Origin of the sequence: Streptomyces sp. NBC_01352 (assembly GCF_036237295.1) — a bacterium.
In the GTDB taxonomy this organism is placed as follows: Bacteria; Actinomycetota; Actinomycetes; order Streptomycetales; family Streptomycetaceae; genus Streptomyces; species Streptomyces plumbiresistens.
The window spans coordinates 9,110,231-9,124,638 of the sequence record NZ_CP108354.1; the positions used below are offsets into that span (position 1 = coordinate 9,110,231).

15 protein-coding genes are annotated in these 14,408 nt (G+C 71.6%); 9 read left to right on the forward strand and 6 right to left on the reverse strand.

The genetic code is table 11. The annotated features are described in order from the left end of the window. Positions 1-4: 4 nt before the first annotated feature. On the reverse strand, positions 5-802 hold the full coding sequence (locus OG252_RS41825) for a TVP38/TMEM64 family protein (RefSeq protein WP_266443517.1): 798 nt from the start codon (positions 800-802) through the stop codon (positions 5-7). A gap of 354 nt (positions 803-1,156) precedes the next feature. Here OG252_RS41825 and tuf point away from each other — a divergent pair, with 354 nt between their 5' ends. Then, entirely contained in the window at positions 1,157-2,326 is a 1,170-nt protein-coding gene (tuf, locus tag OG252_RS41830; RefSeq protein WP_266443518.1) for an elongation factor Tu, read from the forward strand. Between the two features lie 124 nt (positions 2,327-2,450). Further along, positions 2,451-3,296, forward strand: coding sequence for a spermidine synthase (locus tag OG252_RS41835; protein ID WP_266443519.1), 846 nt, complete (start codon positions 2,451-2,453; stop codon positions 3,294-3,296). A gap of 77 nt (positions 3,297-3,373) precedes the next feature. On the opposite strand, the gene OG252_RS41840 is transcribed toward OG252_RS41835, so the two are convergent. Both OG252_RS41840 and OG252_RS41845 read right to left on the reverse strand, forming a co-directional pair. Further along, positions 3,374-4,369 carry a hypothetical protein gene (locus OG252_RS41840; RefSeq protein ID WP_266443521.1) on the reverse strand — a complete coding sequence of 332 codons (996 nt, stop codon included), beginning with the start codon at positions 4,367-4,369 and terminating at the stop codon, positions 3,374-3,376. Between the two features lie 66 nt (positions 4,370-4,435). Then, the gene (locus tag OG252_RS41845) at positions 4,436-5,395 is read right to left on the reverse strand and encodes a hypothetical protein (protein ID WP_266443523.1); all 960 of its coding nucleotides are present in this window, start codon (positions 5,393-5,395) and stop codon (positions 4,436-4,438) included. 85 nt (positions 5,396-5,480) lie between these two features. On the opposite strand from OG252_RS41845, the gene OG252_RS41850 reads away from it, so the two are divergent. From OG252_RS41850 to OG252_RS41860, 3 genes are all read left to right on the forward strand, one after another. Further along, positions 5,481-5,918 carry a DUF4442 domain-containing protein gene (locus OG252_RS41850; protein ID WP_266448767.1) on the forward strand — a complete coding sequence of 146 codons (438 nt, stop codon included), beginning with the start codon at positions 5,481-5,483 and terminating at the stop codon, positions 5,916-5,918. Between the two features lie 575 nt (positions 5,919-6,493). Next, the gene (locus OG252_RS41855; RefSeq protein ID WP_329342728.1) at positions 6,494-8,284 is read left to right on the forward strand and encodes an RICIN domain-containing protein; all 1,791 of its coding nucleotides are present in this window, start codon (positions 6,494-6,496) and stop codon (positions 8,282-8,284) included. 100 nt (positions 8,285-8,384) lie between these two features. Further along, positions 8,385-8,612, forward strand: a complete 228-nt coding sequence (locus OG252_RS41860; protein WP_266443527.1) for a hypothetical protein — start codon at positions 8,385-8,387, stop codon at positions 8,610-8,612. A 47-nt stretch (positions 8,613-8,659) separates the two neighbouring features. Here the strand turns inward: OG252_RS41860 and OG252_RS41865 are convergent, their stop codons facing one another. Beyond that, positions 8,660-9,889: a PP2C family protein-serine/threonine phosphatase gene (locus OG252_RS41865; RefSeq protein WP_266443530.1), complete on the reverse strand. Its 1,230-nt coding sequence runs from the start codon at positions 9,887-9,889 to the stop codon at positions 8,660-8,662. A gap of 255 nt (positions 9,890-10,144) precedes the next feature. On the opposite strand from OG252_RS41865, the gene OG252_RS41870 reads away from it, so the two are divergent. Beyond that, positions 10,145-10,816, forward strand: a complete 672-nt coding sequence (locus OG252_RS41870) for a DedA family protein (RefSeq protein ID WP_329345336.1) — start codon at positions 10,145-10,147, stop codon at positions 10,814-10,816. Positions 10,817-10,859: 43 nt separating this feature from the next. Here the strand turns inward: OG252_RS41870 and OG252_RS41875 are convergent, their stop codons facing one another. Beyond that, positions 10,860-11,390, reverse strand: a complete 531-nt coding sequence (locus OG252_RS41875) for a gamma carbonic anhydrase family protein (protein ID WP_329342731.1) — start codon at positions 11,388-11,390, stop codon at positions 10,860-10,862. 119 nt (positions 11,391-11,509) lie between these two features. On the opposite strand from OG252_RS41875, the gene OG252_RS41880 reads away from it, so the two are divergent. Then, positions 11,510-12,265, forward strand: a complete 756-nt coding sequence (locus OG252_RS41880; RefSeq protein ID WP_329342733.1) for an acyltransferase — start codon at positions 11,510-11,512, stop codon at positions 12,263-12,265. A 7-nt stretch (positions 12,266-12,272) separates the two neighbouring features. On the opposite strand, the gene OG252_RS41885 is transcribed toward OG252_RS41880, so the two are convergent. Next, positions 12,273-13,130: a DMT family transporter gene (locus tag OG252_RS41885; protein ID WP_266443538.1), complete on the reverse strand. Its 858-nt coding sequence runs from the start codon at positions 13,128-13,130 to the stop codon at positions 12,273-12,275. Positions 13,131-13,244: 114 nt separating this feature from the next. Here OG252_RS41885 and OG252_RS41890 point away from each other — a divergent pair, with 114 nt between their 5' ends. After that, positions 13,245-13,817, forward strand: a complete 573-nt coding sequence (locus tag OG252_RS41890; RefSeq protein ID WP_266443540.1) for a helix-turn-helix domain-containing protein — start codon at positions 13,245-13,247, stop codon at positions 13,815-13,817. Between the two features lie 31 nt (positions 13,818-13,848). Next, the gene (locus OG252_RS41895; protein ID WP_266443542.1) at positions 13,849-14,406 is read left to right on the forward strand and encodes a YbaK/EbsC family protein; all 558 of its coding nucleotides are present in this window, start codon (positions 13,849-13,851) and stop codon (positions 14,404-14,406) included. Positions 14,407-14,408 lie beyond the last annotated feature (2 nt).

The following is a 14,408-nucleotide window of genomic DNA, read 5'->3' on the forward strand; positions in this document are numbered from 1 at the left end:
GGCGTTACCGGACCCCGCGCAGGTGGTGCCGCTTGCGCCAGGCCACCACCGCGCCCGCCAGCGCCGGCAGGGCGATGCAGGCCATCGCGATAAGGAAGGCCGGCGAGGTCGGCGCGGAGGCGCGGGCGCCCGCGACGACGTACGCGGCGGTGTTCGGGATGGAACCGAGCGCCGTCGCCACCAGGAACGGGACATAGCCCATGCGGGAGACGGCGGCGCAGTAGTTCGCGGCCCAGAACGGCACCCCGGGGAACAGCCGCGCCGCCAGCATGGAACGGAAGCCGTGCCGGCTGAGCTGCCCGTCCGCGGCCTTGAGCCACCGGCCGCGCAGCAGCGGGCGCAAGGCGTCCTGGCCGAGGATCCGGCCGAGACCGAAGGCGAGCCCGGCGCCGAGCACCGTGCCCGCGATCGCCGAGCCGACACCCAGCTGGGAGCCGAAGAGCGCGCCCGCCCCGAGGTTCAGCAGCGGGCGGGGTACGAACGCCACCGTGCACAGCCCGTAGGCCACCGCGAACACCAGCGCCGCCGCGGCTCCGCCGAGCTGCGGCGGCCAGCCGTCCGCCAGCAGCCGCTGCGGTTCGAAGAGCAGTACGGCCGACGCGGCGCCCGCCAGCAGGGCGATGAGCAGGGACAGGCGCGACCACGGCGAGAACAGCACTCTCGTGCAGCGCGCGGCGAGGCCCGCCGGAGCGGGAACGGCGACGGCGAGCTCCGGAGCGGGAACGGCGACGGCGAGCTCCGTGGCAGTGGCCCGGGGAGTGGCCGTGGCGGTGCCCCCAGAGCGGGTGGTGGCATCGAGCATCCAGTGACGGTAACCGACGGACATGTGTGATCGCCGTATGGAGCCCGCCCGTTGTGCCCGTCGGCACGCCCAAAAACCATTCGACGTGGGACAAAGCGTCGGCAATGATCTGCGTCATGTTCCGGTACGCCTTCCTCCTCGCAGCATCCGCAGTCGCGGATGCGCCGAAGGCTGCCGTCCTCTTCTTCTTCCCGGCCGCTGCTGACGGCGCCCGAAGCTGACCCTCTCCGGATCGTCCGGCGGACCCCGCAGGGGGAGGGTCGGCGAGTACTCGGGGTCCCCATCTCTGCGAAGAGATCCGCTGAAGAGATCCGCTGAAGAGATCTGCTGACGAAGAGGCTTCGAGGTATCGCCATGTCCAAGACGGCATATGTCCGCACCAAACCGCATCTGAACATCGGCACGATGGGTCATGTCGACCACGGCAAGACCACCCTGACCGCCGCCATCACCAAGGTGCTCGCCGAGCGCGGCTCCGGCACGTTCGTGCCGTTCGACCGCATCGACCGGGCGCCCGAGGAGGCGGCGCGGGGCATCACCATCAACATCGCGCACGTCGAGTACGAGACCGACACCCGGCACTACGCGCACGTGGACATGCCGGGCCACGCCGACTACGTCAAGAACATGGTCACCGGCGCCGCGCAGCTCGACGGGGCGATCCTCGTCGTCTCCGCGCTCGACGGGATCATGCCGCAGACCGCCGAACACGTGCTGCTCGCCCGGCAGGTGGGCGTGAACCACGTCGTCGTCGCCCTCAACAAGGCCGACGCGGGCGACGAGGAGCTCATCGACCTGGTCGAGCTCGAGGTACGCGACCTGCTCACCGCGCACGGCTACGGCGGTGACTCGGTGCCCGTGGTACGGGTTTCGGGGCTGAAGGCGCTCGAGGGGGACCCGCGCTGGACGACCTCGATCGAGGCGCTGCTCGACGCGGTGGACACGTATGTGCCGATGCCCGAGCGGTATCTGGACGCGCCGTTCCTGATGCCGGTGGAGAACGTGCTCACCATCACCGGGCGGGGGACGGTCGTCACGGGTGCGGTCGAGCGGGGCACGGTGCGGGTCGGGGACCGGGTCGAGGTGCTCGGGGCTTCCGTCGAGACGGTGGTCACGGGCGTGGAGACCTTCGGCAAGCCGATGGAAGAGGCGCAGGCCGGGGACAACGTGGCGTTGCTGCTGCGGGGGGTTCCGCGGGACGCGATGCGACGGGGACAGGTTGTCGCAGCGCCGGGAAGCGTGGTGCCGGGGCGTCGGTTCTCGGCTCGGGTGTATGTGCTGTCGGCGCGGGAGGGCGGGCGTGCGACGCCCGTCTCCACCGGGTACCGGCCGCAGTTCTACATCCGGACCGCGGATGTGGTCGGTGACGTGGACCTCGGTGAGGTGGCGGTGGCTCGGCCCGGGGACACGGTGACCATGACCGTGGAGCTGGGGCGGGACGTACCGCTGGAGCCGGGGCTCGGGTTCGCCATCCGTGAGGGTGGGCGGACCGTGGGGGCGGGGACCGTGACAGCCGTCGAGTGAGGGTGGTTGCGGTGTACGGGGGACTGCGGGCCGGTTGTGGCTGGTCGCGCCCACGCGGCGGAGCCGCATGATGTCACAGCCCCGCGCCCCTGAAGGGGCGCTGCAGCACAGGCACAATGACATGGTGAGCGAAGCCATACCCGTCACCCGAGCCGTCGACCACGGCACCGCCAAGCTGATGCCCGACGTCGATCGGGAACGGGCCTGGCTGCTGACCGTCGACGGGGCGCCGCAGTCGTACGTCGATCTGGACGAGCCGGAGCATCTGGAGTTCGAGTACGCGCGGCGGCTCGGGCATGTTCTGGACGTCGTCGCGGAGGCGGGGCGTCCGCTGGACGTGCTGCACCTCGGCGGGGGCGCGCTCACCCTGCCCCGGTATCTGGCGGCGACCCGTCCCGGCTCGCGGCAGGACGTCGTCGAGGCGGACCGCGCCCTGCTGGAGCTGGTCGGGGAGTACCTGCCGCTGGACGAGGGCGCGGGGATCGCGCTGCACGCCGCCGATGCCCGCGCCTGGCTGGAATCGGCCCCTGCGGACTCCGCCGGCGTCCTCGTCGCCGACGTCTTCGGCGGCTCCCGGGTGCCCGCGCACCTGACGTCCGTCGCCTACGCCCGCGAGACCGCGCGGGTGCTGCGCGGTGACGGCGTCTACCTGGCCAACCTCGCCGACGCCTCGCCCTTCGCCTTCCTGCGTTCCCAACTGGCCACGTTCGCCGCGGTGTTCGAGGAGCTGGTGCTGATCGCCGAGCCGGCCGTGCTGCGCGGGCGCCGCTTCGGCAACGCGGTGCTCGTCGCCGCGCACCACCCGCTCGACACGGCCGCCCTGACCCGGCGCACCGCCTCCGACGCCTTCCCGGCCCGGGTCGAACACGGGCCCGGCCTGCGGGAGTTCATCGGCGGCGCGCGGGCGGTGCGGGACGCGGACGCCGTACCGTCACCCGTGCCCCCCGACGGGGCGTTCGGCATCGGCTGACCCGCCGCCGGTCAGCAGGCCTGAGTTCCGGCCCTGTTCGTCCCGGCCCAGACCGGGCCAGGACGAAGCGTCGGTCCTCAGCCCGTCGGATCTCCGTGCAGCCGTACCGTGCTGAGAATCTTCATGATGGTCTCCTTGGAGACCTCTTCCTTGACGCCCTTGGCCCCGTAGAAGTTCCACGACACGAAGTCGCCGTCCGAGTTCTTGAAGCCGAAGGTGATCGCCTTGCCGTCGGTCACGCACTTGCCCGTGGCGGGCGTGTCCTTCGAGGACGCCCAGGCGTAACTGCCCTGGATGCCGGAGGTGGTGGTGTAGGGCGTGGCCTTCTTGTCGAGCGTGATGCTCTTCTTGTCCGGCTGCGTGTAGCCGCCGTAGACCCACCAGGCGGGGGTGTTGATCGCGACCTCGTCGGTGTCCTTGGCGCCGTTGGCACCCTTGGTGCCGGTCGCGGCCAGGGACATGGTGTCGGTCTGGCCGTCCTTGTCGTCGTCGGACTCGCACCAGTTGGACTTGAGGATCGCCGGTGCCGACATCGTGATGATCGGCTTGAGGTCGTCCGAGTTCTCCTCCTCGAAGGCGACGGCCGACGTCGGCGACTGCACCTCCCAGTCGGCCGGTACGTCGAAGGCCGTGCCCCACTTGGGGTTGACGACGATCTTCCAGCCCTCGATGGTGGCCTGCTCGGCGTCACCGCCCCGCGGATTCTCCTCGGAGGCCGACGCGCTCGGCTCCGTGGACTTGCTCGCGGACGGCTTCGCGTCCTTGCCGCCGTCCGCCTCCTGGTCCTTGTCGCCGCCCAGGACCAGGAATCCGGTCACGCCGGCGGCCGCCACGACGGCCAGCGCCGCCACGATCGCGACGACCTTCGTCCGGTTGCCGCCGCCACCGGGCGGCGGCCCGGGCGGGCCCGCCGGTGCCGGAGCGCCCCACTGCGGCTGCTGCGCATAGGGGTTGGGCTGCTGGAATCCGGGCTGCTGATACGGATTCGGCTGCTGGTACCCCGGCTGCTGGTACGGGTTGTGCTGCTGTTGCGGGTTCTGCTCGCCCCCGGGCGGCTGTTCTCCTGGCCACATGGGCAGCCACCCTAGCCCCGCCAGGGACACGATTCGGTCACTGCCCCTTGTCAGGGGCGTAGCAAATCAGCGCTCTGCGTCGGACGTGTAGAGCCGTACGGTCTTCATGATCTCCCGCACCGTGGCGTCCGGAACCTCGTCACCGACGCCCGCGACGCCGAAAAGCGACCAGGACGCGAAGTCTCCGTCGGAGTCCTTGAAGGCGAAGGTCGTCGCCTTGCCGTCGGTGTCGCACTTGCCTTTCTTGGCGACTTCGGAGGATGTCGATGTGGCGACACTGCCGGTGAGACCGGAGGCGGTGGTGAAGGACGTGACCGGACCGGTCGTGACCTTCTTCCGGTTCGGCTGGGTGTATGCGCCGTAGACCCAGGTCGAGGAATCGGTGCGGGCGATGTCCTCGGTGTTCTTGGCCCCCTTGTTGCCCCTGGTGCCCACGCTGGCCAGCGCCGAGTAGTCCGTCGAGCCGTCCTTGTCGTCGTCCGAGCCGCACCACTTCTCCTTGAGGACCGCGGGGGCCTTCATGGCGACGAGGGGCTTGTCCTGCGGGTCGTCGTTCTTCGAGACCCACGAGACCCAACTCGTCGACTGCAGCGCCCAGTCGGCCGGTACGTCGAAGGCGACGCCCAGGTCCGGGTTCACCACGACCTTCCAGCCGGCCACGGTGGGTTTCATGGCGTCGGTGGCGCGGGGGTTGTCCGCGGTGGAGGGGGATGCAGAGGCCGATGACGTCGTGGGTCCGGGCCCGGCCTCGTCGTCGCTGCCGCCGCCGAGCAGTACGGCCCCGGTCGCGGCGCAGGCCACGACCACGGTCGCGGCCACGGCGATCGCGACCACCTTGGTACGGCGCCCGCCGCCCTGCGGAGCGGCGGTCACGGTGGGGGCGTCCCACGGCTGCTGCTGCCCGGCGTAAGCGTTCGGCTGCTGGTACCCGGGCTGCTGGTATCCGGGCTGCTGATACGGGTTTCCCTCAGCCGGGTGCTGCTGCGGGCTCTGCCCGCCCCCCGGCGGCTGCTCTCCTGGCCACATGGGCCGTAAGGATACGGCGATCATCGCGCGGCTCTGGCCCCGCCAGGCTACTCGTGGGTAACATGTCGGCATGAGCGCAGATCAGATGTCCATCGGCGAATTGCTCGCCGCCACGGTTCCGATGGTTCGCACGCTGAACCTGGAGTACCTGGAGACCACTGCGGAGAAGGCCGTCCTGGCCCTCCCGGACCAGAGCGAGTACCGCAACCACGTCGGCGGGCCGCACGCCGGCGCGATGTTCACGTTGGGGGAGTCGGCCAGCGGGGCGATCGTCCTGGCCGCCTTCGGGGATCAGCTCTCGCGTGCCGTGCCGCTGCCGGTCACCGCCGAGATCGCGTTCAAGAAGATCGCCCTGGGGCCGGTCACGGCCACCGCGACGCTCGGCCGCCCCGCCGCCGAGGTCGTCGCCGAACTCGACGAGGGTAAGCGCCCGGAGTTCCCGGTGACCGTCGCCATCCAGCGCGCGGACGGAGCGGTGACCACGGAGATGACCGTGACCTGGACGCTCCGGCCCAACGGCTGAGCCTCGGCTCGCGGGAAGGGTGCCGCTCGGGGCGTACGGCCCGAGCGGCACCCTTTGCTCACGATCAGGCCGCGAATTCGGGCCCGAGGTCGGCCCGCCGCGCCCGGGTGGGCGCTCAGGCGCTGGGTGAACGTGGGGACGATCATCCGGCTCATGCCGGCGTACCAGGCCCGGACGGGAACTTGAAGATTTCGTGTGCCAACCGGCCGCCGTTGCACACAACTTGACGGACCGGCTCCGGCGTTTTTTCGAATGCGGGTGCGGATACCGTCGGTAACTTTTCTGAAGTGACCGCATTTTGAACTCTGGTCACTCGAACTTCTTGTTTCCTGTGAGTCGTTTGTGCGAAGGTGAGCGGCCCCGTGACCGACCGCTCATAACGCCCGCTCATAACCGCCCCGCACCTGACGCGGCATAGGTACGCACCAATCAGGCCCCTGCTTTCCTACGGACGCGCATTTCGCATGCCGTTCTGCGGCTTGGAAGGAAATGGTCCAGTGCAATCCCCGTACCCCCCACGCCCCCCGTACCCGCCCCGACCCGGATCGAACGGCGGGGAATCCGACCGTGACCTCATGGCCCGGCTCGAAGCGGCGGGAACCGACGCCCACGCCGTCGCGCTGCTGATGGCCCGGCACTGGCGGGCGGCCTACGACTACGCGGGCATCTGCCTGGTGTCGTCGGCGGGTTCGGCCTCGATGGCGGCCGCCGCCGCGTTCCACCGGATGCTGGGACGGGCGGGCGGCGGTGCCGTACGGCCCCAACTCCTCAGGGCGGTACGGGAAACCGTGAAGGACTGGGCCGCGGACGACGGCATTTCCGCCGTACTGCCGGAAGTCCGCAAACCGACCGGCGGGCGCGGACTGCGCGCCGCGAGGTCGGCGACCCCGGAAAGGCGACAGCTCGCCGAGCGCGCATTCCAGGCTCTTCCGGGAGCCTCCCAATGCCTGCTGTGGCACACAGAGGTCGAGGCCGAGCCCATATCCGTACCGGCCGGACTGCTGGGGGTGGACCCGGCCCGGGCCAAGGCCGGTCTGGAGCAGGCGCGGGAGCAATTCCGGGCGGGCTGCGTACGGGCCCACCGGGAACTCGCGCCGACCACGGAATGCCGTTTCTACAACCGTCTCCTCGATGTTCCCATTCGCCGGGGCGGAGGCCTGTTGCCCGATGTGCAACAGCATCTGGCCGGGTGCCGGTACTGCCGGCACGCGGCCGAGCAGCTCAGCCATTTCGAGGGCGGACTGGAGGAGCTGCTCGCCGAGACCGTCCTCGGCTGGGGCGCCCACCGCTACCTCGACTCGCGGCCCGGCCGGGGACACGCCCAGGCCGCGCCCGGTGCGCGGCTCGCCGTACGGCCGAGGCCCGGCGGCCGGCACCGCCCCGCTCCGGCCGGCGCCTTCGCCGCGCCGCGGGGCCGGCACCGCCCCGCTCCGGCCGGCGCCTTCGCCGCGCCGCGCAGGCACACCAAGGCGGTGCTCGTGGGTGCCGGTCTGGCGTCCCTCGCCCTGCTCGCCTCCGTGCTCGTCGCCAAGGGCTGGTCCGACGAGGGCGGTGTCCCCGGACCCCGCGCCACCTGGGGTGCGCCCAGCGGCCACTCCGTCTCCCCGGGCGCCGTGGGCGAGGCGCCGTCCGCCGCCTCCGTGGGGAGCCGCACCGAGGTCGCACACGGCAGGCTCCGCAACCTCGCCGCCGATCTGTGCCTCGACGTGCGCGGCGGCGGGTCCGAGGACGGCGCCGGGACGCTGCTGACGGCCTGCTCGGCGGCCGCGTCCCAACAGTGGTCGTACCAGGGCGACGGTCTGCTGCGCAGCGCCGTCGATGCCACCCGCTGCCTCGACGCCGACGCCGACGAGGGCTCGGTCGTCCTGGCCGACTGTGTGGTGCACGCCGGTGAGGTCCGCTACGACCTCACCGTCCGCGGCGAACTGCTGCTGCGCAGGGGCGGCGGCCTGCTCGTCGCGCCCGGCCCCGGGAACACCGTGGTCGTCGCCGACCGGGACGGGTCGGCGGAGCAGCGGTGGGTGCTGGAACCGGCGAGCGGCGCCACGGGTGGCGCGGAGCCCCGGGGCGGGACGCGGGACGGCGGTCCCGGGACCCCCGATGCACCGCCGGCCACCTCGCCGTCGCCCGACGCCGATCCGCCGCGCAAGGATCCCGAGGCGCCGCAGGGCGACCCGGTGGTGCCGCCGCCGCAGTTCGAGAAGCGCATGGCCCAGGTCGGCACCGACACCACCGACACCACCGGCGGCGCCCCCGAGCCGGTCGCGCCCGTCGAGGAGGTTCAGACCCTTCCGGGCGCCGTGCTGGACACGGCGGGGCCGGTCGCCGAGACCGTCACCGCGAACCTCGGCACGGTCCTCGGCTAGTCGGTGGGCAGCCGCGATCCCCACCGAGCGGCGGCGGAAAACCGCTCGCGCAAGGACCGGCCGGTCGGCACCCTGGTCCCCTACGTGGAGGGGGCGCCGGATGGCGGCAGCACAGGGATTCGCATACGAGGAGCGGAGCGACGGCTCCGTGGTGATCCTGCACCGCGGCCGCGTTGCGACGGTGCTGCGCGGGAGCCGGGCGGCACAGTTCGTCCGGGAGGCGGCGGACGGGGATCCGCAGCTGGCGATGGCCCGTTGGACGGGCAACTACCGGCGCGGCAACGAGCGGACGGCGCGTCGGCATCCGCGCAATGAGCACCGGCAATGAGCACCGGCAGTGAGCACCGGCAGTGAGCACCGAAAGCGCACGTGGAGTCAGAGCCGGATGACGATCAGCGCAGTGTCGTCGGTGGTGCCGGTGGGGGGCAGGAGATCCGCGAGGAGGGCGTCGGCCAGAGCCTCGGGTGCGGATCGCCGGTGGCGGGTGAGGGAATCGGCGAGGCGTGCCAGGCCGGCGCCGATGTCCTCGGTACGGCGTTCGATCAGGCCGTCCGTGTACAGGACGAGGGTGCTGCCCTCGGTGAAGAGGATGCGGGCCTGGGGACGGGGGACATGTTCGGGCCGGGCGGCGAGCGGGGGGTCCGTGGCCTGGTCGAGGAAGGTGACGGTGCCGTCGGGATGGAGCAGGGCGGGTGGAGGGTGGCCGGCGCAGCTGTAGGTGATGGCGTGGCTGTTCCAGTCGATGAAGGTCGTCACGACGGTGGTCGACTCGGCGCCGTCGACGGAACGGGCGTACAGCCCGAGGGCCTCCAGGGCCTGGGCCGGTCCGGCGGCGACCCGGCAGGCCGCGCTCAAGGCGCTGCGCAGCTGTCCCATGACGCAGGCGGCGGCGAGACCGTGGCCGACGACGTCCCCGACGGCGACCGCCAGGCCCTGGCCGGGCAGCTCGACCAGGTCGTACCAGTCGCCGCACACGTTCAGGGCGCCGATGGCGGGCTGGTAGCGCACGGCGGCCCCGTGCGTCCCGGTGGGGCGGGGCGCGGGCAGCATCGCGGCCTGTAGGGCCAGGGCGACCTCGCGTTCGTGGGCGTGCGCCTTGCGCAGGCGTTCGTTGACCTCCTGCAGTTCACGGGACCGGGTGTAGAGCTCGGCCTCCAGCACACGGGCCTGTCTGTCGCCGTCCGGGCCGCCACGGGCGCGGATGAGTTCGGTGACCTCCTCCACCCGGTGCACGACGAGCACCACCCGCCCTTCGGAGTCGCGCACGGGTGCGTTGACGGGGCTCCAATAGTGTTCCCGCCAGTGGCCGGGCCGCTCGGGATCCTGGATGTCGTAGCGCAGCAGAGCCATGGTGTCGCGCTCGCCGGTGGCCACCACCCGCAGCATCGACTCCCGGGTCTCCCGCATGCCGGCCGCGGCCGGATCGTTGGGGTTCTCCGGGAAGACGTCGAAGATGTAGCGGCCCAGCAGCTGCTCGCGGGTGCGCCCGGCCAGCCGCACGAAGTCGTCGTTGGCGTCGGCGTACACCAGGTCGGGGGTGAGCAGGGCCACCATGCCGGGCAGGGCCCGGAAGACCGCCGCATAGTCGATCTGCGGATCCGTCATGTGTAGCCTGCCTCGGCGCCGAGCGTCACTGTGACGTTCCACGATAGGAGCAGGCACGCCCCAGGGCCCGGACACTGCTCCCTCTGGGGCACGGGGACCGCAGCACGAGACCGACGTCGGCGGCACCGTGCGCCGGGAACACCAGTGCGACCCGTGGGGCGCGGAGGCATCCGGGTGACCCGGTAGGCTTCCCGGCGTGCGCCTGTCCGCAGGCGCGCGCCGGGAATGCAGGGACGCGAATCGGAGGAACCGGCGTTGCACGTCCAGGACTGGCTCGACACGGTGCCCGCGGCCGCCGTCTACGCCCTCGTGGGAATCGTCATCGGTCTGGAGAGCCTGGGCATCCCGCTGCCCGGCGAGATCATCCTGGTGTCGGCCGCACTGCTGTCCTCGCAGCACGCGGGCATCGACCCGGTGGTTCTCGGTGTGTGTGCCACCGTCGGCGCGATCGTCGGCGACTCCATCGGCTACGCCATCGGCCGCAAGGGCGGGCGGCCGATGCTGACCTGGCTCGGCAAGAAGTTCCCCAGGCACTTCAGCGAGGGGCACATCGCCACGGCCGAGCGGTCCTTCCAGAAGTGGGGCATGTGGGCCGTCTTCTTCGGCCGCTTCGTCGCCCTGCTGCGGATCTTCGCCGGTCCGCTCGCGGGTGTGCTGCGGATGCCGTACTGGAAGTTCCTGATCGCCAACGTGCTCGGCGGGATCCTGTGGGCGGGCGGCACGACGGCCGTCATCTACTACGTCGGGATCGTCGCCGAGTCGTGGCTGAAGCGGTTCTCGTGGCTGGGTCTGGTGGCGGCCGTGCTCGTCGGGCTCACGTCGATGCTGATCATCAAGCGCAAGGCCAAGAACGCGACGGCGGACAACGCGACGCCTCGGAAGCAGGCGGCCGAACCCGAGCCGGAACCCGTCCCGGCCGCCGACTGAGAAGCGGTCCTCAGCGCAATCGGTCCTTCGACCCCTCGGTCCCTCAGGCCTGGTGCACTTCGCTGTGCGCCTTCGCCAACTCCGCGTACATGGTGCCGTTCAGGGTGACCCCCTGACGCTCCTCCTCCGTCAGCTCCCGCCTGACCTTCGCGGGGACACCGGCGACGAGTGAGCCGGGCGGCACCTGCATGCCCTGCGGCACCAAGGCCTGCGCGGCGACCAGCGACCCCGCGCCGATCACCGCGCCGTTGAGCACGGTCGCACCCATGCCGACCAGGCAGTCGTCCCCGACCGTGGCCCCGTGCACGACGGCGTTGTGGCCGACGGAGACCCGCTCGCCGATCGTGACGGGGAAGCCGGGGTCGGCGTGCAGCGTGCAGTTGTCCTGGATGTTGGACTGGGCCCCGACGGAGATCCGCTCGACGTCGCCCCGGACCACCGCGCCGTACCAGATGCTCGCGCCCGCCTCCAGCGTCACGTCGCCGATCACCGAGGACGTGGGCGCCACGAACGCCTCCTCGTGGATGTTCGGTTCCTTGCCGCCGATTCCCGTGATCAACGCCCTCTGCACCATCGCCGTCTCCTCGCCCTCTCCTCGTCGTCGACAACACCGGCACCGTATGCCACCGGGTGGGGCGAAGATCACAGGCCCTCGAACTCATGGGGTCACGTCACGCTGAGTACGGTGAGCGGGTGCCGAAGCGCAAGAACACGTTCTCATCATGGTCGCGCGGCCTGGCGCAGCGGGCCGTGCACGCGGGCTGGGCCTGGGTGCAGCGCACCGGCTCCGTCACCGCCGCCCACCCGGGACGGTTCCGCTTCGGCGCGCTCGGCACCGGCACCCGGCTGGCCTTCCCGCTCGGCACGGTCTTCGGGGAACCCTGGATCCACCTCGGGGCGCACTGCATCGTCGGCGAACAGGTCACCCTGACCGCCGGGTTGATGCCCGACCTCGACCTCGGCCCGGATCCGATCCTGCGCATCGGTGACGGAGTCGTCCTCGGCCGCGGCAGCCATGTCATCGCCGACACCACGGTCACCATCGGCAGCGACTGCTACTTCGGGCCGTACGTCTATGTCACGTCCACCAACCACTCGTACGACGACCCGCACGAGCCCATCGGCAAGCAGTGGCCCCGGATGGAGCCGGTGACGATCGGCCCGGGGTGCTGGATCGGGACCGGGGCGGTGATCCTGCCCGGCGCGCGAATCGGGCGCAACGTGGTGGTCGCCGCCGGGGCCGTGGTCCGGGGTGCGGTGCCCGACCACGCGGTGGTGGCGGGGGCGCCCGCCCGGGTCGTACGGCGCTGGACTCCCGACGACGGCTGGCAGCCGCCGCTCAGGACGCCGGCGCCGGTGCCGATTCCCGAGGGGGTCACCCCGGAGCAGCTGCGCCGGTTGGCGGGCCTGGACGAGGAGACGGCGGCGAAGCTCGCCGAGCTGGACTGACGAGGGCTCAACCGGTCGCCAGCAGCAGGGTGCCCACCAGGGCCAGGCCCGCTCCCGCCGCCTGGACCGTCCGCAGGCGTTCGCTGAGGAAGCCGCGTGCGGCCAGGGCGGTCACCACCGGGTACAGCGAGGCGAGGACGGCGGCCACGGTGACCGGGCCGTGCTGGGCGGCGACCGAGTACGTGCCGTTCGCCGCGACGTCCGCCAGGCCGACGAAGCCGAGCGCCGGCAGCGAGGCCCAGCGGAAGCCGCCCGCCGGGAGGGCCGCACCGCCCCGCCGCACGGAGACGTACAGCGCGGCGCCGCCGACGGCCACGTTGGTCACGCGCTGCACGAACAGGGCGAGGAACAGGCCGGTGACCGTCGTCGACGCCTCCGCGATCAGTGCGAAAACCGTGCCGAAACCGAGGGCGGCGACCAGGGTCAGGAGGATGGTCCGACGCTGCACCGGCGCGCCCCGCAGCTGTGGCCCGCCCGCGAGGACGACCCCGGCCACGGCGACCGCGATACCCGCGACCTGCACGACACCCGGGCGCTCGCCCAGGAAGAGGCCCACACCGACGGGGACGGCCACGCTCAGGGTGGCGAGCGGGGAGACGACGCCCATCGGGCCCTGCGCGAGCGCCTTGTAGAAGCAGAGCAGGGCGACGGGCCCCACCACACCGGCCGCCACCGCGAACCACAGACGCGGACCCGTCTCGCTCCAGCCGCCGGTGGCCACCACGACCACGCCGAGCACGACCGCGGCGATCGTCTGCGACACGACCACGACCGTCAGTGCCGGGGTACGCCGGGTCAGCAGTCCGCCGCCGAAGTCGGCCAGCCCCCACAGCAGGCTGGTGGCCAGGGCGAAGAGTGCTGTCACGGCGGCCTCGCAGTACAGTTCGGTGAACGATCGGGTGCACCACAACGTAGTGCAGTGAAGTGAACTCTGTCATCCAGAATATTGGACGCGAGTCTTGAGAAGCTTGGACGGAATGTGTCGGACCTCGACCTGCTGACCCAGTCCCTGGCGCGCAACGTCAAGCACTGGCGCGCGGTGCGCGGCTTCACCCTGGACGTACTCGCCGCCCGGGCCGGAGTCAGCCGCGGCATGCTCATCCAGATCGAGCAGGCCCGCACCAATCCCAGCCTCGGCACGGTCGTCAAGATCGGCGACGCGCTCGGGATCAGCATCACCACCCTGCTCGACTACGAGCAGGGGCCCAAGGTCCGGGTCGTTCCCGCCGACCAGGCCGTGCGGCTGTGGCACACCGACGCCGGCAGTTACAACCTCCTCCTCGCCGGAACGGAGGCGCCCGGCCCGCTGGAGCTGTGGGAGTGGCGGCTGATGCCGGGTGAGAGCAGCACCTCCGACCCGCATCCCACCGGCACGGCCGAGCTGGTCCATGTCACCGCGGGTGAACTGACGCTCACCGTGGACGCCGTGGAGTACCGCGTCCCGGCGGGCGCGACCGCCTCTTTCGAGGCCAACACCACGCACACCTACGGCAATCAGGGCGACGTCCCGATGGCGATGCTGATGGCCGTCTCCGTCCCGCCCGTGCAGTGAGGCGGCCGGGCGGCTTTGTTAGCGTGCCGCCATGGACGCACCCATCGGACACTTCGATCACGCCGCACCCGCCCCCGACTGCCTCGACGAGCTGATCCGGCCGGTCGCCGACGCCGTACGCGACTGGAGCGGCAGCGTCCCCGCCGAGCAGATCGTCTACGTCGAGACCGACCCACAGTGGGCCGACACCGCCGTCTTCGTGGAGCACTACGGGCGGGAGCTGCTCGAGCAGTCCGCGAACTGCGTGGTCGTCGCGGGCAAGCGCGGCGGTGAGAGCACCCTGGCCGCGTGCGTCGTGCTCTCCACCACCCGGGTCGACGTCAACGGCGTCGTGCGCCGCCAACTCGGCGCCCGCAAGGCCTCGTTCGCCTCGATGGACATGGCGACGGGGGAGACCGGCATGGAATACGGCGGCATCACGCCGATCGGACTGCCCGAGGACTGGCCCGTGCTGGTGGACTCGGCCGTCGTCGACCTGCCGTACGTCCTGGTCGGCAGCGGACGACGACGCGGCAAGCTGCTGGTGCCGGGGAAGGCGTTCGCGGAGCTGCCGGGTGCGGTGGTGCTGGAGGGGCTGGGGGTTTCCTGACG